The sequence below is a fragment of the Shewanella sairae genome (assembly GCF_023283535.1).
In the GTDB taxonomy this organism is placed as follows: Bacteria; Pseudomonadota; Gammaproteobacteria; order Enterobacterales; family Shewanellaceae; genus Shewanella; species Shewanella sairae.
In genome coordinates, this window is the sequence record NZ_JAKILT010000005.1 from 104,170 (window position 1) to 129,221 (window position 25,052).

Below are 25,052 nucleotides of genomic sequence, written 5' to 3' on the forward strand. Positions count from 1 at the left end.
ATAAGGCATTTTTTTATCTGAATTTTGATATCTGTGGACTTATTACCCATCAGTGTAAGACATTGATCTAGTCAGAACTCAAATGACTGAAAGAATGATTGCTCCCTTATAACGCTATTCAACGCAGAAACCGGCAACGTAAAACAATCAAGATAACCAGCTAAAAGGTTGTATTAAATAAAATTAACTAATTTTAAGCAATGGTAAATTTATCAACAACCGCTATCAGTTTTTGATTCGCAGTCGTGAGTCTATTGGCTTCTTCCTGGGTCGATTTACCATTATCATCTAACACGACCACCATATCGCGAATAGCATTCATATTACGGCTGACCTCTTCTGATACTGCACTTTGCTCTTCGGCAGCAGTTGCTATCTGAGTATTAAGATCGTTAACTTCAGTTATAGAAGTCACCACCTTCTCTAAATTATCAGTCACTTTAATGGTTGCCTGACTAGCTTGCTCACAGGTTAGCTTAGTTTGCTTCATAGCATTTACCGCGCTATGCACTCCCTGCTGTAATTTATCTAAAGTCTGCTCAATTTCTGTAGTACTTATTTGTGTTCTTGCAGCTAATGCCCGTACTTCGTCTGCAACAACAGCAAAACCTCGCCCTTGCTCTCCAGCTCTAGCAGCCTCAATCGCTGCGTTTAAGGCTAACAAGTTAGTCTGCTCAGCTATTTCGCCAATCACCTGTAAAACTTTAGTAATACTGACAGCATCCTGCGCCACATTACTGATGTTTGTCTCGGTCTCTTCTACATCTTGGATAAGTCTATCAACCGTTTGCTTAGTACTAGCTACAATATCATTGGTATCAGTAACTTGATTGTTGGTGACTACTGCTGCATGAGATGCATTAGAGGTATTATTAGCAACATCAATCGCTGTGGCACTCATCTCTTCAACAGCGGTGACGACTTGCTCTGTTTCCATAACGTGTTGCTGCAAAACATGGCTGTTTTCATCTGTACGTTGATGTAAATGCACAATACTTTGACCAATTTCTTGTGAGCCAACGGAAACCTCTTGCATTAATGTCTGCAGATTGCCGACAAAGCGGTTGATCCCTGCTGCGATTTCTCCTAAATCATCTTTGCTTGTTACCGGTAAGCGATGAGTTAAATCAGCCTGACCTTGCGATAATGCAATCACGACATCTTTGAGGCTTAAAATTGGACGATATAATCGATTCAAAATAGCTAAAGCGAAAGCGATACTCGCTAATAACATCACTATCGAGACCAAAATAGAATCTTGCAGCGATTCGTTTAATCCAGCATAAGCAACACTTTCATCCACGCTAATAAATAGATACCAATTTTGCTCACCCAGTAAAGGGATCGACTCACTGAATACTAGATTTTGTTGGCCGTCACTATAATAATCACCACTAAATGTTTGGTTTGCCACAATATTGCGCTGCAACTCACTGAGCCCTGAATCAGCTAATGTTTGACCGACATTGAATAACTTTGATGACGAAGCAAGCACTTTACCTTGCTGATCAATAATCGCGGCAACGGCTCCAGGAAATTCAACCTGTTCAACCGTACTGGCTAAGATTTCTAACCCAATATCACCCGACAGCACACCATCTCCGATGTTGGTAACAACCGAAATCACAGGCTGTTTTGTCACAACATCGGTATAAATATCCGTCAGCACAGCTTCAGAATTAGCACGAGCGAGCTGATACCAGCCACGCGGTCTAGGATCATATTGCAAAGGGTCTGCAACACCATCGCGCCAAACATCACTGTCACTAACACTAGCGTAGGAACTACCGTCTTCAAATCCCCAAAACACAGAGTACAGAACACTCGCTTGCTTGGTAAAGCGTGCAAAATCGACATATTGATGCACCTCTCCTCGCTTATATTGCTGCGCTAATGTCACTATCGCCGTAGCCTTATTATTAAACCATTGCGATATTGTATTGGCTTCATTGTGAGTCATTGCTTTCGAGCTGGCTTGCACATAATCAATGGTGTCTTGCTTTAGTGACTGATATGAAATCCAATTTGCAATCAATAAGCTGCACGATACCAATGCAATGATTGCCAATGTAATAGTGTGTTTAAATCCAAGCGCTTTCATGGTGGCTAATTCCTTGTCTAAATGTCCTATGCAGTCATTTAACTCATCGAGCAAGATTGCAATATATGCTTAGACTTATACGCTAGGAATCAATTCCAAACCGTGAGAAGCTCAACAGCAGCTATGGAAGCCATTATTTTCAACTGCCACAAAACCAAAATAAAAAGGGCCAGCAAACTGCTGACCCTTAATGACTGATTTACACTATGAGTGACCAAGCTAGATCGAAAATGCTAGGCTAGCTCAAAATACTAGATTCCCCCTCAAAACCTGCTAACCAGGTTTTGAGTAATTGGTTCAACTCCGGTTTCTCAGTAGCAGATAGTTGCTCAACCAGTTGATGCTGAATACGCACATGATCTTCGATCGCTTTATCTATGGTATTAAAACCTGCATCAGTTAAGCCCACCGAGACACTGCGGCGATCTTCTTTACTGTGCACTCGCTCAATTAAGCCTTTGGACTCTAGCTTATCTAAACGATTAGTCATTGCCCCAGACGTTAACATCATCGATGACAACAATGCTGATGGCGTAAGATTAAACGGCTCACCTGAACGCCTTAATGTTGCTAGTACATCAAACTCGCCCATGGTTAGGCCATATTGTTTATGGCAGGCAGCAATCTGCGCTTCAACATGTTTTTGCAAACGCATAATCCGCCCAAAAATAGCCATTGGCAGGGTATCCAGATGCGGCTTTTCTCGCCCCCACTGCGCTATAACCTTATCAATATCTTCCATTTGTCACCTTTATTTTGCCTCAAGCTAACCCACCAGCAATAAACTTAATGTAAAGATACTTCACAGAAAGATACTTTACAAAAATAAATTATCGATCAACAATAAAATCTATCTTCACGTAAAGATACTTAACAGCAAGGTAGTTTATGAATATTTTCCTCGCCATGATCACTGCATTTTTTTGGGGCACCACCTACGCGGTTACTCAGTTCAGCTTACCTGACTGGCCACCAATGCTATTAGGTGCGATCCGCGCGTTACCGGCGGGGTTAATTTTATTGGCGATTAAACCAAGTTTGCCGAATAAAGCTGACTGGCCGATTCTAATTAAACTTGGTGCGATCAATATCGCCATCTTCTTCAGCCTGATTTTTGTTATGGCATTAACGCTACCATCAGCGATCTCTGGCGTCGGTATGGTTTCCGTCCCCGTGTTTGCCATGTTGTTTCATTGGGTTGTCAGTAAAAAGCGCCCCAACTCGCTGCAAGCAATATCAGGTGCGGTCATTATTGCCCTTGCTTGGTTATTGTTTGATCCAAAATCGATCAGCTTAAATCCGCTTGGCTTAGCCGCTATGCTCGCTGCAATTAGCTGCATTATTGTTGGCAGTACCATGACAAAAGCACTAGGCAGCCGCATTCACTGGTGGACAGTGCTCACTTGGCAACTGATTATAGGTGGCAGCTTGTTACTGGTAGTTGCAGGGATCCACGCTAGCTACGCCCCCGAGGCATATGTGGCAGCAGTGCAGCACATTGACTGGCGCAATGCGATGGGGATCGCTTGGATCGTCCTACTCAATACGGCACTGGGTTACGGCCTATATGTATGGTTATTGCAGCGGATGAGTGTGGTCGACTTTGCCTTTGGCGGTATTGCAAACCCTATAGCCGGGATCATCAGCGGTATGATTTTACTCGGCGAATCATTTACAGCGCAGCAATACCTGCTAATGGCAGGCATGATCTTAGCTTCTGTTACGCCAGCGCTTATCCAGCTTATACGCCAACGCCTAGACTAAGTGTGCTAAAGCGACCTCTTACAACTCCGGCTCAGTCTATATCGACTGAGCCAAATTAATGCTTTTCAGTCAACGCAAAACATTGATCCACAGCACACTTCTCTTGTAATTGTTTGCGCAACCTCCGTGCTTGCGTACAATCCGCGCCAACAATTTATTGTGCTGTATATCGCTGGAAATTTGGTCCAGAAGTCTCTACCACAAGACCTAATCTTGTGACTACAGCCCAATCACCGTCTGTTGCCAAACGTCTACAACACTTGGCAGCCCAGTGGTATCTGCCAATAAATGTATTGAACTCTCTGCGCTTAAAAATAAGCGCATCAATAAACATTAATAAGGCACCACTGTGGCAATCTCTAGCTTACTTCGACGTGCGGGACAGTCCCGCTTTATGGAAAACACTTTCCAACTTTCTAAGCGCAATGCCAATGTTGGCACCGAGCTTTACGCAGGCTTTATTACCTTTTTGGCTATGAGCTATATTTTGGCGGTGAACCCGGCGATTTTAGGTAGCATTGATGGCATGGATAAAGGCGCCATCTTTACCTCCACAGCATTAGCCGCAGCACTCGCCACCTTGATAATGGGCTTTTTCGGCAACTACCCAGTGATGCTAGCCCCTGGCATGAGCATGAATGGTTTCTTCAAAGGCATGCTAGCATCAAGCTCTGTGGCGCTGATTTGGCACGAGGCACTATTCGGCATTTTCTTGTCGGGTATCGTGTATTTAATCTTCTCGATGACCAAAATTCGCAAGCAGATGATTGAGTCGATCCCAGAGGATCTTAAACTCGCTATCACAGTGTCTTTAGGCCTGTTTATCGCCTTTTTAGGTTTAAAGAATGCCGGGATTATTGTTGCGAACCCAGTGGTGCTGGTGAGCATGGGAGATATTAGCCAACCGCAAGTTGCCATTGCCTTTATCAGTTTATTTGTCGCAGTAGGCTGCATGGTGCGCAATATTAAGCTCGCCACTTTTATCGCCTTTATGACTTCAATTACCTTAACGCTTATTAGCGATGCGGTGCTAGGTACCCAATATGCGCCAATTCCTGAAAACTGGTTTAGCGTACCACCAAGCATTGAGCCGAGCTTTGGTAAGGTATTTAACTTTGAGTTTCTCACCGTCGATAAGCTATTTGATCTGCTATTTATCGTGATCATTTTCTTTATCGTCGACTTCTTCGATGGTTTATCGACCATTGTGGGTGTGGGTAAAGACGCAGGTATTATCGATAAAGATGGCAAGGTACCAAACGCACGTTCAGCACTGGTTGCTGATGCGGGCGGCACCGTGATTGGTAGCGTATTAGGCACAACTTCCATTACTGCGTTTTCTGAGTCGGGTATTGCCTCAGCCCAAGGGGCTAAAACCGGTTTAGCCGCGGTGGCAACTGCCTGTTTATTCTTGCTGGCACTATTTTGCTACCCAGTGTTCTCGATGTTTTCTACCGCTATTGTCGCGCCAGCGATGATAGTGGTCGGTATATACATGGTTGGCCGCTTAGGTCATATCAATTGGGACCATAAGCCTTCGTGTATCGCCGCCTTCTTTACCATTATGTTCACCATTTTAAGCTTCTCACCGGCTAACGGTATGGCGATGGGCTTTATCAGCTATGCATTTGCTATGGTAGTGGCTGGCAAAGGCCGTGAAGTACACCCGATCATCTATGCCCTATCACTGATCTTTATCGCTTACTTGTTGATGCTTTAAGCTTGTTACAGCCAATAAAAAGGGTCTGCAATGCAGACCCTTTTCTTTAGGTAAAACTGATTAGTTCGCTTGAATATGACTCACTTTGACCATTGATACTTTGAAGTCATCAGCTTCGACGATTTCAAATTTTAGCTTAGCAAACTCAACCACATCACTCACCTTAGGAATGGTTGAGTTCACCGCTAACAATAGACCAGCAACAGTAATGTACTCTTGCTGCTTATCGATTAAGCCTATGGTCTCTAAACGCGACTCTAAGTCATGCAGTGAAGTCGAGCCTTTAACTAACCAGCCATCGTGACACACACTGATCTCAGGGATCTCACCAATATCAGGGAACTCACCCACAATCGACTCAAGCAAGTCATGTAAAGTGACAATACCTTGAATGCTACCAAACTCATCAGCAAGCACTGCCATGCCTGCTCTTGATTCTCTAAAGCCATCGAGTAAACGAATCACGTTAATGCTATCTGGCACGATATAGGCAGGATAAGCCGCTGCGATATCCGCTAGGTTTTCACCCGCTTCAATGCCTAGTAGTAAATCTTTACTACGCACGATACCGACTAAATTATCTAACGAGCCACTGCATACTGGGAAGTTTTGGTGGCGACTGTCTTTAATCGTTTGTTTAATCTTATCAGTGCAGTCCTCTGTATTTAACCAAACCGTCTCACTTCTTTGAGTCATCACAGTGCGCACATTACGCTCTGATAGTGATAATACACCGGTGACCATCTCACGCTCTGCATCTCCAAAGCTGACTGGCGCAGGCTCTGCGCCTTCGTCATCATGGACGTTGTAATGCTTATTTCCCATCAAGCGGAAAATAGCTTCTGTAGTACGTTGGCGCAGTGGCACTCGCTCAGCATGCTTTGCATGGCTTGAGCTGATCATTTGGTTAAACATTTCAATTAAAATTGAGAAACCAATTGCTGCGTATAAGTAGCCTTTAGGAATATGGACCCCAAAGCCTTCTGCTACCAGAATAAAGCCAATCATCAACAAGAAGCTTAAACACAATACGATAACGGTTGGGTGCGCGTTAACGAAGTTAGTGATCGACTTAGACGCTAATAGCATCACAATCATAGACACGATAACCGCAATCATCATCACAGTTAAACTATCGACCATACCTACAGCGGTAATAATTGAATCGAGTGAGAATACAGCATCTAGCGCTAAGATCTGCGCGATGATCACACCAAAACTGGCATAAACATTAGTGCCTTGCTGTTGATTCATATCGCCTTCAAAGCGTTCATGCAATTCATGAGTCGCTTTAAATAATAGGAATAGACCACCTGTGATTAAAATCAGATCTCGGGTTGAGAAGCTGAGATCGTAAATACTGAACAGAGGCTGGGTTAATGTGACTAACCAAGACACAATACTCAGTAAGCCTAATCGCATAATAAGCGCGAGCGACAATCCGATGGTTCTTGCCTTGTCTCTTTGTTCTGGCGGAAGCTTTTTAACTAGAATGGCAATAAAAACGAGGTTATCGATACCGAGTACGATTTCGATAATAATTAAGGTAATTAAACCAATCCAAATTTGGGGTTCAAGCAGAAATTCCATCGTGTGTTCATTTTCCAAATACCGATATTGTTAATATCAGCTTGGTCAATAGCTCCAAAATATAACGCATTAATAAGAGTTAAATGCATTTATATTGGAGAATCGCAAAAAACAATAATTAATTAAACTTTAACTTTGGAAAGTGTCGACCTAATAACAGGTAAGATGAGCCCATTTATCTTTTTCGCTATACACATAATCCAACTAATCCAGCAGCGACCGCCTTATGTTTTTGCCGTTAATCACCGCCATAAAACTAAGGTATTTGTCGCCGAAGAGCGTGTTAGTCACAAGATGAGCTGTATTTATTTAGCTCAATGAGTCCGCGTAATATAATGCCGTGGTAGCGCGCTTGAATAAGCTGGTAATCCATTTCAGGCGCAAAATAATAGGTCACCTCTTCTGCACCGCTTTGTTCTACAGGAATAAGATTAAGCTCACCCCATGGGGCAATCTTTTTAGTTATCGGCTGTTGCACATAATACTGGTAAGGCTCAATCGCATCTGATGCCTGCCTAATTAAACGAAACTGCTGTCGCCCTCGCAGCAAAAACTCACGCATTTGAATGGCTAAAGTGTCTACATCTCGTAACGGGATATCATCAGAGCGATAATCTTCGACATCGCCATCAATATCCACCTGAGACACTAAGCCATTGTCACTAAAGCTGGCGTACATATCGCGGGCCCGAAAACCGGTGACTTTTTGGTGAAATTTTTGCGTCAACCATTGCTCGCTCGCATTCGACCAAGCAAGCTCAGCCGTTTGCTGGTACTGAGTGCCAATACCTAAAATACTCGCCTCACTCTTAGTGGTCACCACCGCCGTGTTGCCTTGCCAGATTTCAGTGCGATCCATAGTGCCAGTATGAATACCGCTTAGGTAAATATCGTACTGGGCATTACGACGACACTGACGCTCAGTTAATCGCTCAGATGTAACCGTTTGTAGCTGAGACGTAGTGCTAGACACAGTTTCAGCACTAGCCAGCTCAGCATCACTTGCTAAAGCACTTGTACTAAAAGCCAATCCAAGCCCCACAAGGCTAACAACTGCGCGCGATAAACCAGCCATGATTAGAATACTTCATTCACGTTGAGGTAAAAGTTAGTTTCATTTTCGCCCACGCCAATATCGAGACGTAAATTGATGTTATCTTTAATTTTAAAGCGAAAGCCTGTGCCGTAAGAGGTCAGCAACTCTTCATTTAAGTCGCTCATCTTAGAGGCAACACTGCCAACGCCGCCCCAAAACACCATGCCATAACGCTGGAAAATAGGCAGACGATATTCAACCTGCCCCATCATCATTTGCTTATCACGGTAACGCCCTTTAATGTAACCGCGCATCGCACCTGAACCGCCTAAATCGGGCAGCATATTCCATGGCACATCCCCTTCAGTAAAGTGACCTTGCACCTGCCATGCAATAAGGCCTGGTGCATTACTTAACAAAGACGTTGAGCTTAAATCGATATAGTTAGCGAGCTCGACATCGTAAGTCGAAAACGATGAATACTCACTATTGTGATAAAGACCGGCATCGATTTGAAATAACCAACCTTTGGTGGCATTCAAGCGATAATCGCGCGAATCATAGATGCTAGTTAGCTTCACACCGGTACTGAAGTTATTTGGCAGAATATCTGTAGAATCAATCGGCAAACCAGTTTCCACTAGCTCAAGTTTTTCAGCACTGGCATAGGTTAAGTCTGCTCCGATCCCCAGAAAGTAGTTATCAGCAACTTCAGTCATATAAACGGGTTTAAAGCTATAAACTTGCTCTTCAAACTCATGATGGTTGGCATCAATGTTGCCCTGCTCAATGCCTTGACCATAATACACTGCCGCCTCATTATGCAGCTCTAGACCAAGTTGCAGACGCTGCTTACCACCGTTGAAAAATGTCATATTTTCCACTTCAACGCCGTAAGAATTATTCATCGACACAAACGAATTAAGCACGATAGATGAAGGCTGCTCTTCACCCGATGAACCATCGGTTTTATATAGGCCAACCATAAGTAAGCCCACACCAAACTTCTTCTCTGGTGTGTAATACGCCGTAGGTAGGTAGCTCATATCGATAGGCTTAGTTTCATCAAACTCACCATCGGCGCCAAACACTGACAAGATCTCATCAACCCAAGTCGGCTGCATATCTTTTGGTGTTTCAAACAGTGGCTCAACGGCAATCGCCTGATTAGAAAGTGCTAAGAAGGTTAACAGTAAAATCCGTTTCATAAATGCTCGAATTAATAGTGAAGAATAATGGAGTGTTGTAGGCGATATGCTGTGAAAGAAAAGTGATAATTCTGCCTGCTGCTCACCGAGCTGCGCATTCTACCATTTGAGCACTATTCAACAATGACTTTGTGTCATGTACAAAGAAAAAGGAGTAAACCGATTGGTTTACTCTTTAGCATAGGCAGCATGGCTTATTGCATAACCGCTTCAAGACGCAGACCATCTGGATCTAGGGGGATCCAAGGCGTTAAACAGTCGCTATTGCGACCTTCAGCTAAACAACTATCTGTTAAGCTATGCAAAAATGCGACGAGTTGACTCACTTGTGTATCCTAGGATTCCAGCCAGCTCTACTGTTATGACTAGAATAACTTATGCTCTTTTTTCCATCGCTTTACAGTTTATATATTTAGCAATATCCACTTCATTAATCTGCGCCGGGTCGAGGAATTTATTGGCATATTGCAAATAAATTCCGCTTGATAGAAACAACTTAAAAAGATCCATATCTAAGTGCTCATCAAGTGCCATCTTATATAAAATATCAATCGCAACGCTTAGCGGCTTCGCCTTTTTATATGGTCTATCAGCAGCGGTTAACGCCTCAAAAATATCGGCGATAACCAAGATCCTCTCAGGGATCGATAAGTCTTCCGCACTAAGCTTACGTGGATAACCTGTGCCCTTTAAGGTTTCATGGTGAGTCGATGCGTAACGTGGCACTCGAGCAAGTTCTGGTGGAAATGGTAGATTCTCCAGCATCTTAATGGTGCTGGTGATGTGCTCGTTGATCTTAAATCTATCCTCAGCAGTTAACGTCCCTCGTGAAATAGATAAATTATACAACTCACCATGGTTATATTGATCTTCTGGGATCGTCATCTTAATGCCAAATTTAGGGTCAAATTTAACTTCATTAATGCGTTTAATTATGTGCTCTGGCTTGTCACGTAAAAGCGGCTCTGTAACCGGGTAAGTTTCCTGTGGTTCTCGCTCACTCAGATTGAGTTCTTCAACAGGCGACAAACCTAATCTATCGTCAAAATGACGCTGCCAAGTAATATTCGCCAGTTCAGCCAAACGATCTTTAGCCTCTTGCCCCATAAATTCACCGCCGATATTAGCCTTGGCAATAAATTCAAAATCTTCTCTAAGCTGCTGCTGCTTTTTCGCCAACTCTGCAGTATGAAAGTCTAGCGCCCCAGCATCTTTAGTTATCTGCTTCAAATGATATATTTCGGCATCACGTAACAAGACCTCAAAGCGCATTCTCACTTCATGAATACGGTTATATACGGCTTCGAGCTTAGTGCCTTTGTCCACAATATACTCAGGCGTGGTGATCTTGCCGCAATCATGTAACCAGGCCGCAATTCTGAACTCACGATGTTCATCTGCAGAATTAAACTTAAAGTCTTTAAATGGCGCCAAATCTGACTCTTCAACAGCATCGGCCAACATTAAACCTAGCTCTGGTACTCGATTACAGTGCCCTGCAGTATAGGGAGACTTATCATCAATCGCTTGTGCAATAAGCTTGATAAAGGACTCCATTAGCTCCTTTTGATTCTCTTCATACTCTTTAATTGAACATGACATATCCATCATAGAGTGGGCTAATTCATCAAGCTCGGTAATATTGGAATCGACTTTAATCACATCATCATATTGGCGGTTTCTGATTTTTTCATTTTCTTTGGCGAGCAACTTAATCGGCCTGATAATCGGTGAGGAGAAAACCCACGACACTGGAAAAATCAACAATAGGCATAAGCTCGTTAATAAAATGGATTGCTGAACTTTTTCAACACTAGGCGCGAGCAACTCTTTTGCCGGAACCACTATTGCAAAGTATTCTTGGCTCCCCGCTGATGCATCGCCAAACGGCGTAACATAAAGAAACTCTTTTACGCCGTTAATCTCGCGTTGAATTAACTGTCTCTGGCGACTTGGTTGCTTTGCAAAATCAATTAACGCCTCATAAGGCACTGTACCTTGAGTGGTTAAGTTTTGTTTTTCGCCACCGGCAAACCATTTATCTCTTAAAGCCTGTTTTTGCTCAATTGTAATATTGGCTAAGGCTAAATTGATAACCTCAATTAACTCTGCATTGTGTTTGGCAAGCACAATATGCAAGCCTGTATCTAGAGTTAACGGTGCAAACTGAATTTGCTCATGATATTGAATATTCTCAACAAAAAACTGCTTAGCGGTATAGTGTAAAATAATGCTGCTATCCAGAGCCGCATAGACTTCCCCCTCTTCAACCGCATGCAATACGGCATAAGTAGAAGACATCTCAACAAGCTCTATTTGCGGATAGTTACTTCTAATCACCTCTACAATTGACCAACCCGTTGGGATAGCTAATTGCTTACCAAATAACTGCTCGATATGCGTAATAGGCTCTTGCCCTTGTTGGGTCACCAAGGCATAAGGCAGTTCAAGAAAGGGCTCGCTAAACTCTCCGAGTAAACGTGTTTCGTCAGTTTTGATAACGGAATGGAGCATGGCTAATTCTTGTTTTTTAAACTTATCGGTTAACTCTAGCCAGCTAAAGCCATTGATATATCTAAGCTCCAACCCTGTCATATCAGCCACAAGATTTAGCAAGTCAACACTGTAGCCCTGAGGCATTCCCGATATAGCAAAATCGATCGGTGCCCAATCAGTTTCATTGGACACTTTTAACGGCTCTGTTCTAGCAATTAAATCTCGCTGCTTAGCGGTTAAAGATAAAGGAACAGATTGTGGTATTTGTATACTCGCTTGCTTCACTTGGTTTGAAGCAATTAGTTCGCCACTTTGCTTATAGAGGAATATTTGTTTATCGCTTGCGGCGTTGCCATCTTGACCTTGCATAACTAAATAATCAGATAGACTAGACAGTGCAATATCTAACGCCAAGACAGCGCCAGTTTCTGCTAATTTTATTGAGTAAGTTTGTCCTGGAGACTGTAAGTGTTGAAACAGATAAGGCTCAGTTTTTGAAACAGTTTGAGTGTTCGCGTTGATAAACCAAGGCCGCACGCTAGCATCATACTCGCTCGATTCTGTATCCCTGACTCGCAGGGTAAATTGGTCATCAAAATAAGATTGCTTACGTTGCCGTAACTCTCCCTCACCATTGATAGCAATAAGCACCCAACGATCTAGATGAGATGCATTAAGCTGCTCTCTGATTATTGGATGGGCATCAAGATTAATCAGCTCGTAAAAATCGCCATTAGGGGTACCAATATAAAGCGCATAGAATAATGAGTTAGTTCGCATTATTTCTGCAAATACGCGCCGTGTTTCAAGATTTACCCCGCCATTGACGGATAGTGCATCGAGATTAGAAAGAAGGTGGACGGTGTTAATGGCTTGATTATCGACTTGGGTAAGGTAACGACTGGTATTTTTAGCGGTAAGATCATACAAGTTAACAGCGGAGTCTGTTGCCATACTTTTACTAAAATAGTATTGCAAGCCTATGGCGATAGCTGCGGTTAATACCGTTGCTAAAATAAAGATCCCCACCACGGTCACTCGAATAGTGAATCGCTTCTTGCGCTTATTAACCAAGGTGTCCATAGAATCCCTGCTCCCTCATTCAATCCCTGAAAATGCATCTTATTACAAGCAAGTAACAAGTCAACATAACGCACTAGCATTACAGTTTGAATTTAAGAGGAAATAAGCGTTTTAATAATAGAACAATTGCTTATTTACCCCATATCAAGTTAAGCGTATTGCTATAGAGCTATTTGTGACTTTATTTAGCTAAAGTAAACATAACATCTAGTAAATTACTCTTAATGAAATAAGTTTTGTTCATGAAAATTTTTCTACATCAATGTCGCAAACTGATTAGTTTCCTATCAGTCAAACTCAATATGTTATTGCGATACAGCAGCAATAAAAGTTTAATGGTAATATCCAGTCGTTGATTCATAGACTCTAAACTAAGCCTGTTTAGCTTTGTTCAACGCTCTTATCACGAGGAATAATAATGTTAGCTGTTAATGAATATTTTGAAGGTCAGGTTAAGTCTATTTCTTTTGCAGGCTCTGATAAACCAGCATCTGTAGGTGTTATGGAAGCTGGGGATTATGAGTTTGCTACTGCAGCACCAGAAGTGATGCAGGTGATTTCAGGTGCGCTAACCGTATTACTACCAGGGCAAACTGAATGGCAAACCTTTAACGCTGGTGAACAATTTGATGTTATCGGTGATGCTAAGTTTCAAGTAAAGGTCGCGACGCAAACGGCTTACCTTTGCATTTACGGCTAATGCGTCATTAGCCAAAAATAAAAAAACCATCCGCTGCCTACGCTAAAATCGGCACTGTGGATGGTTAATTTATTGTTTAGCATCCCAAAACACGCGTTATAAAAAACAATAGGCTTCTAAAGCCATATTTATTGATAACGAGTTACTCAACCCACATCACTAATTCACCCGCCATTTTCAAACCATATTGTCTTTTAGTCAGCTTGCCAGTGGCATCAAACAATAACAATTCAGCCGAATCAGCTCGATGCTCACGGATTAACTTATCACCCTCGGGCGTACCCGTTGTGGCAATCAGAAAATGCACTGAATCGCCAAGATAATCGCGCGCTTCATTCATCTGCTCAGTCTGACTATTACCCATGGCTAAACCATTATCATAAACAAACACAATCGCAGGCTTGCCCGTACCAATCTGTTCATGGGTAGCCTTAAACCCTTTAGGCATGACCATAACCAAGGCTGCGAACATAGCCACGATAGAAGCCACGATGCCTAGAGCGACTAAAGGCTTTCGACGAGTCGCTTTAGTATTATGTGTATCCAAGATGAAACCATCCTCTTTTGACGACAAAAATAGACAACAAATTGGCTCATCATAATTAGCAAACCTGAGTCCTATATTAAAATCAAAGTTAATTTTTTAGTTAATTAACTAAATGGAGGCTGGTGCACTGTTTAAATTGGCTCTCGATACATTGTTGGCTTAACGCCTGTGCAGCGGCTAGTTGTTGCGGGGGCAGTTTAGCGATAATAAATTCGAGCCGCTGCTTAGCCATAGCATTATCTTGACTAGCGGCTGCATCAAGCCATACATAAATTTTGATAAAATTCGGCTGGTTATGCCTTTCGTTAAATTCAAGGGTGGCTAAATCAACTTGCGCTTCAGCCAAACCAAGTGCCGCCGCTTGGTGGAGCCAAGCTTCAGCTTTTACAGCATCAATATCACCAAGCAGTCCATTCAAATACATCATACCGATTTGGTGCATTGCCGGCGCGAACTTACGCTCGCTACTGACTTGATACCAATTAAGCGCCAGCTCTGGCTTGTGATACTGCTCTAGATAGATCTGACCTAATACATATGGTGCCTCGCTGTGGTCATTATCACTGCTTTGTTTTAACCACTTTTCAGCACGAACTAAGTCTACATCACCACCAAAACCCTGAAAGTGCATTAACCCCAACATAAACTGGGCATCTACTTGATGCCTTGGGAGTGGCGGCTCAACAGGCTGGCTCGCCAACCTTTGATACCAATAGCGAGCTAATTCCGGCTCAGCTTCACCCGCTTTGCCACTGCGATACATCTCAGCTAATGAGAACTGCGCCTCAGGCATGCCTTGCTCTGCAGCGACTTGGTACAAATCCATGGCGCGATGATTATCTTGTTCAACCAGCATGCCTTTAGCGTACAAGTAAGCCAAATTAGTGGCCGCATTCTCGTCGCCTTGTTTAGCATTGTCGAGACACTCCTGAGTCACAATATCCGCTTGCCCTGATACGGCATAATCACACCAAGGATCAAATAACTTTGGCTGTAATACATTGATCTGCTGTGACTCCACGCCTTGTTGGCTGCTGCACCCTATCAAAGCAAATATTGCAACAAAACAAGCCCCTAAACTTGCTAACCTAGAGAGCGAAAAATAACAGCGATAAAATAAAAGTCTTAGCATAGTTGCTCCCTATCAATAATAAATACGCTGAGTACCAAGCTAACGCACTGCTCCAATGCATAGATTGAGTATTAAATAGCTATGAGCAATTTACAAAAAAAAGCAACACAAACAAACCACAGCAACATAAGAGTCGACACTGAGGGTTAATTTAACAACTTATGCCTGCACATTATTTAAATACAATCCAAGTAAATTTACATTTTCAGGGGTGTAAAAAAATCATTTTAAATTAAATAAAAAATCGGCTTATCACTGTTTAGTTTTTAAACCATCTTGTCGCTTTAGCTATGGTGTCATTTAGCTGATTTAATTCGGTTAAATCCCGCTAAATACGACATCATAATTATTATCCTGTAGGGCTCTACATCATGTTAAAAAAGATTACCGCTTATTTTGTTTTGACACTATCTTTGCTAATTATTTTAAGCTTTTATGTTAGTTATAATTTCTTTGAGTCTTGGAAAAACTCAAATGTTTTAAAAGAAAATAATACGGTTGTAAACATTCTAAATGGCACTATGACCAATGCTCTCGATAACGCAAAAAATAGCGTTCGCAGCATAGCTAAAACATTTTCAACGTTTGAATTTGACAATGATACGTTAAGTATCATGCGTTCAATCGTGACGGAGTCAAAGGGAAAGTACATGGGGGTTTACTTCAGTAAACCTAATGGTGAAACCTTTACCTACTCCAATGAAACAAGCGGTGTAATGCAAAACTTTAATGCTAAAGACTTGGGCAGAGAGTGGTTTATTCTTGCAATGCAGGGAAAAAACATTGTTTCTTTGCCTTACGTTAGCTCTACAGGTGAGACCATTATTACCGTTTCATCACCAATAAAAAATAGCGTTAATACTATTGTTGGCGTCCTTGGTATCGATATCGATATCACTGAAGAATTAGAAAAAACCAATCTTGAATATGTGATTACCAGTAAAGACGGTCACGTTTTATTTGCAGATGCGAGTAGCCAGTCTTGGAAAGGTCAAAACATCTATCAATTACGACCAGTCTATCGAAGTGTAGAAGCTATTCCCTATTCATATCAGAGTGAAAATGGTGATTACTACAGTGTAACCAAGCAAGATTTTAATAATCAATATGATGTATTTGCTTTTACACGTCAAAACTCAATTGTTGAAAGTCGCAACGAACTGCTCACTACAGTCGTGCTGCAGTTACTGCTTGTCGGCGTTATCTTAGCGTTAGTTGTTTTCTTCATTGTAAGAAAAGAAATTGATACTAACTTAGGTGAAGAGCCTAAAGAATTAGCTGCTAAAATTCGTATCTTTGCTGAAGGCAACTTGGTGGGGGTCACTTTCTCACGCACCGGGCTAGTATCAATATCACTGCGTGATATGCAAGAGAACATTAGAAATATCACCCAGAATACGGCTGCAGTAACCGAGTCTTTATTAGAAAATCAGGGTTCTATTGAAGCCATTATTCAACAAAACAAAACCAATGCAGAAAATGAATCATTAGAAGTCGATCAAGTCGCCTCTGCGATTCTTGAGCTTTCAACTACCGCTGCCGATGTCGCACAAAACGCAGTTTTAGCTGACTCACAAACATCTGAAGCACTCACAGTTGTCAATCTAGGCTCTGAAACTCTAAGCCGTTCCGCGGTTATTTCCGAGCAAGTCAACGAATCGATAAAAGAGTCGGTCGTGATTGTTAATGAACTACGAGCTTACGCCGAAAAAATTAGCACAGTGGTACATGTCATCACTTCTATTTCAGAGCAAACCAACTTGCTGGCGCTAAACGCAGCAATTGAAGCAGCAAGAGCGGGTGAACAAGGTCGTGGTTTTGCTGTTGTTGCCGATGAAGTGAGATCGTTAGCAGCAAAGACGCAGCAATCTACAATCGATATTCAAAACATTATCACTCAGCTACAAGAGCAATCGAAAAAAGCTGATGAATCCATGATTAGTAATTCACATATGGTTGAGGAGTCGAACTTAATTGCTGAAGAGATTGCAGCGGCGTTCAATGAGATCCTGAGAAAAGTTGAATCAATTTCTGATATCAATAGATTAGTCGCAACGGCGTCTGAACAGCAGTCGGCAGTCACCTTAGATGTTTCTCACCGTGTAGAAAATATCAATAGTACTGTTCAAGTTAGCTTAAACAACGCCCATACGATTAGTGATGTAAATAACGATATCTCTAGTTTGATTCATAAAGTTAAGGACGAAATGGCGTTTTTTAAGGTGAGCTAAAGGCTTTAGGTAGGCGCCACTGTTGAACATGTTGTAGCATCAATCCGATGATTTGCTGCAGCATGTTAACCCAGTTCAATCTAAGAGGATGCAAATAAAAAATATGACTCAGCAACGGTAAAAACGCACTCAAGTCTCATTTCTTCATTTAGATTGTCAAATAACCAAATTGACAGCACATAAGAGGGAACTATTATTGCCTTATAGTGCTCATATTCGTTACCCTGAATAAACAGGTATTTTAAATGCCTGTATTGAGTATAAAATATTGCACTTAGCTTAGCGCTAGATAGCGAGCCTTGCTTGAGTGCACAACTAATGAGGCAAGATTGAATGAATACATTGAGTAAACTATTAATCGGTTCTACCATCAGCATTGCAGCACTCGGCGGCGTGGCACAGGCAGGTGATCTTATCTGTAAGGTCAAAGGCAGTGACGATGTCATTATGAAGAATATCGAAATCTTACGTTCAAATCAGGCGTTGGTCAGCATTGATGGCAGTTATACCTCACCTATTATGAATAACATTTATCGCATCGACGGTGTAGATGGCCAAGATATTAGCGAAACCCCAACTTATATCGCCTATAGCCAATATCCCCTTGCCGACCACCAGCTGCTAGCTACCGTTCAAGTTGCAGACCAGCCAGCCTTTACTGGCATGTGTACAGTTACCGAAGAGATGTAAATCAACTCTTGTGTAAAAAATCACCCTACTTTAGCGCTACACATACAAAACGTAATAGCTTGCATTTAAAGCCACAGTTACAGCTAAGATGGCTGCAAGTATTGCTAGCTATAGCTTCCAGCGAGCAATAGTTATCTAGCATTAAAAAACACCTTGTTTACTGCGATAAAAAAGCCCCGATACAATTGCTGTAACGAGGCCTTTAAAAGCGACTTTTGCGCTAGATACTTATCCTGAATCGTAATCCTAGAGGCTTATCCTAGATAGTTTGATATAGCGTTAGCTATAATTTTTATTGCTGGGTTAGCGACGCTTTGCCAAATTGCTTATTGGCCATTTCTTTAGCAATTTTCGGCGCTTGCCAAAGTGATGGCAGCAACACAAATGACACTGGCACGGCAGTAATTACGATAAACGACTGCAAGGCAGAAATACCGCCTGAGCCCATCGCAATCAAGGCAATAGCCACTAAGCCCATTAATATCCCCCAAAATGCACGCATCGCGCCGCTCGGCTCTGTAGAACCTGTCACCACCACACTAATGGTGTAGGTCATCGAGTCACCTGTAGTAACAATAAACGTGGTAGTTAAGATCAAAAACAGAATCGCAATCAGCGTTGGCATAGGTAACTGCGAAGTAATTGCCAGCAACACGCCCGGCAAGTTAAAGCCTTCAAATGCATTAGCCATCACCCCAGGATTGGTGAGCTCAAACGCAAGACCTGAGCCGCCGACGACACTAAACCAGAAACAGGTGATCAGCGGTGCAATCAAAGAGATCGACAAGATCAATTGACGAATAGTACGGCCACGAGAAATACGCGCAATGAAGATTGCCATCATAGGGCCATAACCCAAGAACCAGCCCCAGAAAAATACCGTCCACCAACTTAACCAGTCAGCGTCACCGCGATAGAGCGACATAGGCACAAAATTATTGACCATTCTCGCCATGCCTTGCATATACCCATCAACAATGAAGCTCGTAGGTCCAAATAGCAGAATGAAGATAATCAACGCTGCAGCCAAGATAATGTTATAGCGACTAATAATCTGGATACCACGGCTTAAGCCGCTTAATGCCGACAAGGTATACATAGCGATAGCAAACAACACCACCAAGCTCTGCGTCATCAGAGTATCTTGCACACCAAACAAAGCGTTGAGCGCATAACTAATCTGTAAGCCAAGGAAGCCAATCGGACCGATTGTTCCTGCTGCCACAGCGATAATACAGAAGGTGTCGGTTAAGGTACCAATCCAGCCATTCAGCGCTCTATCACCAAATATTGGGTACAACAAAGTACGAGGTTGTAGTGGTAAGCCTTTGTCGTAGTGCAGGTGCATCAATACTATTGCCGCCAAGGTGCCTAATATCGCCCAGGCTAAAAAGCCCCAGTGTAGGAATGACTGCGATAATGCATTAATTGCCAAACGGCGACCTTCGGCTTCACCATAAAATGGTGGCGAAGAGACAAAGTGAGCAATAGGTTCAGCAGCGGCCCAAAATACACCGCCACCGGCTAATAAGGTGCAGAGAATAATAGCCAACCATTTAAAGGTATCCATTTCAGGCGCTTTAAGGTTACCCAAGGTAACATCGCCTGTTCTGGCAAAGGCAAGGTAGAGACCAATAACAAAGTTAGCAAATAACAATACTTGCCAAAAAGGGCCAAACCATAGGGTCACTTTAGAGAATCCAACTTGAATGACGTTGGACAGAGCGGAAGTATCGAAAACAGCAAGTAGAACGAAGAGAACGAGGAAACCGCCACTTAACCAGAGTACAGGGCTGGTAAAGGCGTTAGTGGTTGATGCATCTCTTCGCTCTGGGGGATGAGCAGCAAGATAGTTTTCATCCGTTGACTTACGCTCAACAGATTGTGTCAAATTCGACATTGAGTATTCTCTTTTGTCGTCGTCAGCAGTCAAATATTCGCACTGCTTAAAGCAGCATATTATTAACTGAGCGAGTGAATTTTCCTCGGCTATTGCAAAGCGATTAACCAACTTTGTAAAGGTTGAGGCTGTAAAAGGGCAACTATTTTAGCACATACAAAAGTCGAAGAAAAATCGGCCAAAGCAGCACTAAAGTTGCAGCAAATATTAGCAGGTAGTGAATTATTTCAATTTTGAATGGATTTCAAGTAATTAACTTGCGTTGGTACAGGGCTGATAAAGCAGCTTACTGAGTTACGATTAACAGTACTCGTTGACAATTAACACAAAACCTTTCAAAGAAATGACCTCGGCCAGGAAAGCAAAAAGCTAAAAGCTAAAAGCTAAAAGCTAAAAGCTAAAAAATGACGATAAATAGGGAGTCAATTTTGAGCGAATACTTTTTTGCTAGAGAGAATGTGGCGATCGCCAGTTATGTTTTTACAGAAGGGGATACTAACGCAGTGCCTGCCGACGCGTTAACCTAGCAAACTCCACGAAATGCCATTCATTGAGGATGAGCTTAGCTTATAATTTAAGCGCTCACGTGTTGCAATTATTTTAATTAATCACAAATTCTGTTAATAATCCGATTTAATTTAAAGATACAAAAAATCATTGCCTCAAAGTGATTAAGCGAAAAAACACGCTCTATTTTTTTGTTTTTAATCAGATTTGATTTATTTTGATCATAGATAAGGTAAACGAACTAGCAGGTCACATCATGCATTTTATCTTTTACGCTTTTCACCCGAAATAAATATAAAAGACCCGGTTAATGCTCATATAAAAAGCCAATAGTGTATATGGCTAGGTGATTGTTTTTATTTAACATAAAAAAAGCATAATGCTGAGTGTTTTAATTGGTGAACAAAATTATTGTTTAGCCACACCAACGCATCAAATTGAAACATTTGTAACGCATAATAAAATACCAACAAATAACGCTGAAAGTAATGTAAACAAAAAGTGTTCAACCGTAATTTAAACCATCAATTTCAGCCTCTTATTGCACGAAAACTGTCTATTGTAGTTTTCTGTCGATATATACAATACTATTTTATATAACTTTATTACTCGATTTGACTAATTAGTTAATCAACTCCTTATTTTAGTTTGTTAAAACCCGCAATCTGACACATATTGTTCACTTTACTTCTCCATTAAATTTAATTAATTTACCTCGAATTTAGGATGTCTGACCTGTTCAGAACGCATATCCAACATCACTTAATCTCGCTAATTAAATAATTAAGTGCTGATATCAATTTTAATAAAAAATAATAAATGGTTCTTGGAGTAAATATGAAATTAAGTACTAAGAAGCTGTTGCTTGTTTCAAGCATCGCTGCTGCATTAGTGGGTTGTAATAGTTCAGATGACGATAATAACAATGTCAACGACAGCACCATTAGCGTTCGTCTAATGGAAACCACTGATATCCATACCAACGTAATGCCATACAACTACTTTGTTAGCGAAGCAGTAAACGAAACTAAGTTACCTGAATGGGGCTTAGCACGTACCTCTTTAGTTATCGCAGCAACTCGTGACGAAGTAGAAAACAGCATGCTGTTTGATAACGGTGACTTAATCCAAGGTAGTCCAATGGGCGACTATATGGCGTCACTGGGTACTGAACACGTTAAAGACAACACTCACCCTGTTTATAAAGCAATGAACGAATTGCAGTACGACGCAGCTAACTTAGGCAACCATGAGTTTAACTATGGCCTAGATTACCTAGATGAATCACTAAAAGGCTCTGACTTCCCATATGTAAGCGCTAACGTATGGAAAGTGGATAACTCGCTAGAAAAAGTAAGCAATGCAGCAGATGAGTGTGAAGTACGCATTACTGAAGAGTTCTATGAGACGGCTGAACACAGATATGATCCATACGTGATCTTAGATCGTGAATTTAAGAGCAGTAACGGCGAATCTTATATCGTTAAAGTGGGTGTCATCGGCTTTACTCCACCGAACATTATGGGCTGGGATGCATCATTACTAAAATGTAATGTTATGGTGTCAGACATCAAGAAAACCGCTGAATACTATGTGCCTAAGATGAAAGCTGAAGGCGCTGATATTATTGTTGCGATTCCTCACTCTGGTCTAAATGACAATGACAATGAGTTTGCCGAAAACGCTACATTACACCTTGCCTATGTTGATGACATCGATGCCATCATGTTTGGTCACGACCACCGTGAATTCCCAAATACCACAGGTGAATACGGCGAAATCGAAGGTGTTGATGCCGAGCTTGGCTTAATCAATGGTATCCCTGCTGTTATGCCTGGTTTCTGGGGCGCTAAGCTAGGTGTGATTGACCTAACGCTAACAACTAAAGATAACGGCGAAAGCTGGGATGTTGACCATACTAAGTCAACTTCAGAGCTACGTTCACTCGTACCCAATAGCTCTGACAAAATCATCGAAGACTTAGTGGCTAAAGAGCATCAAGGCACGATTGATTACATGTCTACACCTATTGCTGAAATCGATGTGAACATGAACAGTTTCTTCCCACAAGTGGTACCGGATCTATCTATCCAAGTCGTTAACGAAGCACAACTGCATCAGTTAATGAAGTGGAAAGAAGCGGGTGAATTTAAAGACGCAGCTGACGACGCTATCTTCTTGTCAGTTTCAGCACCGTTCAAGTCTGGTCGTAACGGTCCACAAGACTTTACCAACATTCAAGAAGGTGAGCTAACTAACGCTTCTGTTGCTGATTTCTATGTATTTGATAACAACACCCCAGCGGTATTAAAAATGACTGGTTCTGATATGAAGAACTGGATCGAATGGGTTAATTCAAACGCATACAACAGCCTACCGTTAGCAGCCGATGAACGCTTCCTAAATGAATCATTCCCAGGCTACAACTTTGACGTATTCTTTGGTGGCTTCAACCAAGCTGGTGAAGGCTTACTTAAGTACACAGTTAACGTTGAAAAAGAGTCAAAGTACATCAACATTAATGGCTTTGAATATGAAACAACGACTAACGAACAGATTGACAGCCTAACTTATAACGGCGTTGAAATTGCTGATGACGCAGAAATCTACGTGATCACTAACAACTACCGTGCATCTAACGTGAAAATGCCAGGTGTTGATAAAGCGGTGCTTGTTAAAGAAGAAGCCGCATTCAACAACCGTGAATTAGTGCAATACTACTTAGAAGACTCGCTAGCTGGTAACCAAGGTGATGCATCATTAGCATTCCCGAATGCGGAAGTGTTCAAGCTAGTCGCGCCAAACACAGATAGCGTTTGGTTTGCATCAGCAACCTTAGATGAAGCATTCCGCTGTGTAGACAACGGCATCACAGGTCTTTCAACTGAGAAAGTAGAAGAGACTAAAGCCGGTACTGAAGGCTTTACTAAGTTCCACTTTAACTTTAACTACAGCGGTGAGTTTAACTGCGCAGCTAAAGCTAAGTAACTCAAACTAAATGAGTTAAATCGCTTAAACTAAGTCAGTTACAGCGCAAACAAAAATCCCTACTTAGCAATAAGTAGGGATTTTTTGCATTAGCTGCCAAACAACCTCAAACAGCAGAGTTGAGAGATTTATTTAGAGTGAGCTTATTAGCCGTAGTAAGATATTCTTCCAAAGATCCATAACCGCTTAAATATTTAAAACATGGAGTTAACCTTGAACGAATACTTCTTTGCCAGAGAGAACGTCGGCATTGCCTGTTATGTTTTTCCTGATGAGCACATCGATACCGTACCAGGCTACTCGTTTACTTATCCTACTGCACCAGTACCTTTAGTCATCCAATATGATTCTGAAGTAGGCTGCAGCGTGCCCGACATATTTGAGATGCCTGCATTTTCAATACGAAAAAGCATTTTTAACACGATCGACCTGCAAGCTATCGCAGGCACTAACTGGGTAGATATTGATTTAGTCCATAACGGCCATCATGAGTTTGTCATGCTGCAAGTTACCAATCAAATCAAAGCGATAGATAGAGTAAATAGTAATATAAAGCGCTACCGAAAGGACGACGATGGCGATGAGATGATGAGCGGTATCCGCCAGTTACGCATTGACCCTAAAGCATTGGCAGAAGTCGAATTAGCACAACGACTGATATTTATTGATCCAGCTTGGTACAAACAGGTGTTTTTCCACAAATCAGTGGTCGAGCAACTAACTAAGCTCAAGTTAACTGGCGTGGAGTTTATCCCAGCTGAAGGCTATTCGGATTTTGTAGGTTAAAGGCAACAACATGAGTGAGTACTTTTTTATAAGAGAGAACCAGCCGACGCCAATCTATGAAGTCGCAGAAGAGTTTGAAGAGGAAATGCTGCGCACTCCATTTACCAGCCCAAGTGCACCAGTGCCAGTTATCGCCACCCATAAACCAGAACAAGAGTATGCAATTGCCGATATTCTGCTTGAGCCAGAATTCGCGTTATCTCAACATCTATTCGATTCACTAAAAATCGAGTCGCTATATGGCAGTAACTGGATCCCACTCAAGTTACTTGATCAAGGCGAACATGATTTCATGATGCTGCAACTCGCCCATGAAATCGATGTAATTTGTCATGAGCAAAGCATATTTAAACGCTTTAAACGTGGCTACATTAGTGGCATGAAAACACTGGTTATCGACTCCGATAAACTGGCGCAGATCCCGCTATACAAAAGACAGGTGTTTCGCGATAGCTCATGGGGCTTTCATACGTTTTTTCATAAAGATATTGTCGATCAGATCATGCGCGACTCACCAACAGGCATAGAATTCGTGCCAATTGAAACTTTTAACGAGTCGTGGGCAGGCTAACT

18 protein-coding genes and 1 riboswitch are annotated in these 25,052 nt (G+C 41.9%); of the genes, 8 read left to right on the forward strand and 10 right to left on the reverse strand.

The window, feature by feature from the left end:
• Positions 1-193: 193 nt before the first annotated feature.
• The gene (locus L2748_RS03470) at positions 194-2,101 is read right to left on the reverse strand and encodes a methyl-accepting chemotaxis protein (protein ID WP_220782481.1); all 1,908 of its coding nucleotides are present in this window, start codon (positions 2,099-2,101) and stop codon (positions 194-196) included.
• Between the two features lie 238 nt (positions 2,102-2,339).
• Entirely contained in the window at positions 2,340-2,843 is a 504-nt protein-coding gene (locus L2748_RS03475; RefSeq protein WP_220782480.1) for a MarR family winged helix-turn-helix transcriptional regulator, read from the reverse strand.
• Positions 2,844-2,989: 146 nt separating this feature from the next.
• Between L2748_RS03475 and L2748_RS03480 the strand changes: the two genes are divergently transcribed.
• Both L2748_RS03480 and L2748_RS03485 read left to right on the forward strand, forming a co-directional pair.
• On the forward strand, positions 2,990-3,865 hold the full coding sequence (locus L2748_RS03480; RefSeq protein ID WP_220782479.1) for a DMT family transporter: 876 nt from the start codon (positions 2,990-2,992) through the stop codon (positions 3,863-3,865).
• A gap of 142 nt (positions 3,866-4,007) precedes the next feature.
• Positions 4,008-4,107: riboswitch (purine riboswitch) on the forward strand.
• A 107-nt stretch (positions 4,108-4,214) separates the two neighbouring features.
• Positions 4,215-5,585 (forward strand): NCS2 family permease, encoded by a 1,371-nt coding sequence (locus L2748_RS03485; protein WP_220782478.1) that lies wholly within the window; start codon positions 4,215-4,217, stop codon positions 5,583-5,585.
• Between the two features lie 60 nt (positions 5,586-5,645).
• Here the strand turns inward: L2748_RS03485 and L2748_RS03490 are convergent, their stop codons facing one another.
• The 5 genes from L2748_RS03490 to L2748_RS03505 all read right to left on the reverse strand — a co-directional run bounded on the left by L2748_RS03490 (position 5,646) and on the right by L2748_RS03505 (position 12,998).
• On the reverse strand, positions 5,646-7,175 hold the full coding sequence (locus L2748_RS03490; protein ID WP_220782477.1) for a TerC family protein: 1,530 nt from the start codon (positions 7,173-7,175) through the stop codon (positions 5,646-5,648).
• 283 nt (positions 7,176-7,458) lie between these two features.
• The gene (locus L2748_RS03495) at positions 7,459-8,250 is read right to left on the reverse strand and encodes a hypothetical protein (protein ID WP_220782476.1); all 792 of its coding nucleotides are present in this window, start codon (positions 8,248-8,250) and stop codon (positions 7,459-7,461) included.
• 2 nt (positions 8,251-8,252) lie between these two features.
• A complete protein-coding gene (locus L2748_RS03500) occupies positions 8,253-9,419 on the reverse strand; it encodes a BamA/TamA family outer membrane protein (RefSeq protein WP_220782474.1) in 1,167 nt (388 codons plus the stop codon).
• A 194-nt stretch (positions 9,420-9,613) separates the two neighbouring features.
• The gene (locus tag L2748_RS24410) at positions 9,614-9,745 is read right to left on the reverse strand and encodes a hypothetical protein (protein WP_276516325.1); all 132 of its coding nucleotides are present in this window, start codon (positions 9,743-9,745) and stop codon (positions 9,614-9,616) included.
• Between the two features lie 49 nt (positions 9,746-9,794).
• The gene (locus L2748_RS03505) at positions 9,795-12,998 is read right to left on the reverse strand and encodes an HD domain-containing phosphohydrolase (protein ID WP_220782472.1); all 3,204 of its coding nucleotides are present in this window, start codon (positions 12,996-12,998) and stop codon (positions 9,795-9,797) included.
• Positions 12,999-13,416: 418 nt separating this feature from the next.
• On the opposite strand from L2748_RS03505, the gene ppnP reads away from it, so the two are divergent.
• Positions 13,417-13,698, forward strand: a complete 282-nt coding sequence (gene ppnP / locus L2748_RS03510) for a pyrimidine/purine nucleoside phosphorylase (RefSeq protein ID WP_220782470.1) — start codon at positions 13,417-13,419, stop codon at positions 13,696-13,698.
• A gap of 142 nt (positions 13,699-13,840) precedes the next feature.
• Here the strand turns inward: ppnP and L2748_RS03515 are convergent, their stop codons facing one another.
• Positions 13,841-14,245, reverse strand: a complete 405-nt coding sequence (locus L2748_RS03515) for a hypothetical protein (protein WP_220782469.1) — start codon at positions 14,243-14,245, stop codon at positions 13,841-13,843.
• 100 nt (positions 14,246-14,345) lie between these two features.
• Positions 14,346-15,377, reverse strand: a complete 1,032-nt coding sequence (locus tag L2748_RS03520) for a tetratricopeptide repeat protein (protein WP_220782468.1) — start codon at positions 15,375-15,377, stop codon at positions 14,346-14,348.
• Positions 15,378-15,748: 371 nt separating this feature from the next.
• On the opposite strand from L2748_RS03520, the gene L2748_RS03525 reads away from it, so the two are divergent.
• Complete coding sequence (locus tag L2748_RS03525) at positions 15,749-17,608, forward strand: methyl-accepting chemotaxis protein (RefSeq protein WP_220782467.1); 1,860 nt, start codon at positions 15,749-15,751, stop codon at positions 17,606-17,608.
• Positions 17,609-17,941: 333 nt separating this feature from the next.
• Positions 17,942-18,298, forward strand: a complete 357-nt coding sequence (locus L2748_RS03530; RefSeq protein WP_220782466.1) for a hypothetical protein — start codon at positions 17,942-17,944, stop codon at positions 18,296-18,298.
• Between the two features lie 292 nt (positions 18,299-18,590).
• Here L2748_RS03530 and L2748_RS03535 read toward each other — a convergent pair whose 3' ends face one another.
• A complete protein-coding gene (locus L2748_RS03535) occupies positions 18,591-20,198 on the reverse strand; it encodes a BCCT family transporter (protein ID WP_220782465.1) in 1,608 nt (535 codons plus the stop codon).
• A 1,344-nt stretch (positions 20,199-21,542) separates the two neighbouring features.
• On the opposite strand from L2748_RS03535, the gene L2748_RS03540 reads away from it, so the two are divergent.
• The 3 genes from L2748_RS03540 (at position 21,543) to L2748_RS03550 (ending at position 25,050) form a co-directional block, all read left to right on the forward strand.
• Complete coding sequence (locus L2748_RS03540; protein WP_220782527.1) at positions 21,543-23,693, forward strand: bifunctional 2',3'-cyclic-nucleotide 2'-phosphodiesterase/3'-nucleotidase; 2,151 nt, start codon at positions 21,543-21,545, stop codon at positions 23,691-23,693.
• A gap of 213 nt (positions 23,694-23,906) precedes the next feature.
• Entirely contained in the window at positions 23,907-24,479 is a 573-nt protein-coding gene (locus L2748_RS03545; RefSeq protein WP_220782526.1) for a hypothetical protein, read from the forward strand.
• Positions 24,480-24,489: 10 nt separating this feature from the next.
• Positions 24,490-25,050, forward strand: coding sequence for a hypothetical protein (locus L2748_RS03550; RefSeq protein ID WP_248957666.1), 561 nt, complete (start codon positions 24,490-24,492; stop codon positions 25,048-25,050).
• The last annotated feature ends 2 nt before the right edge of the window (positions 25,051-25,052 follow it).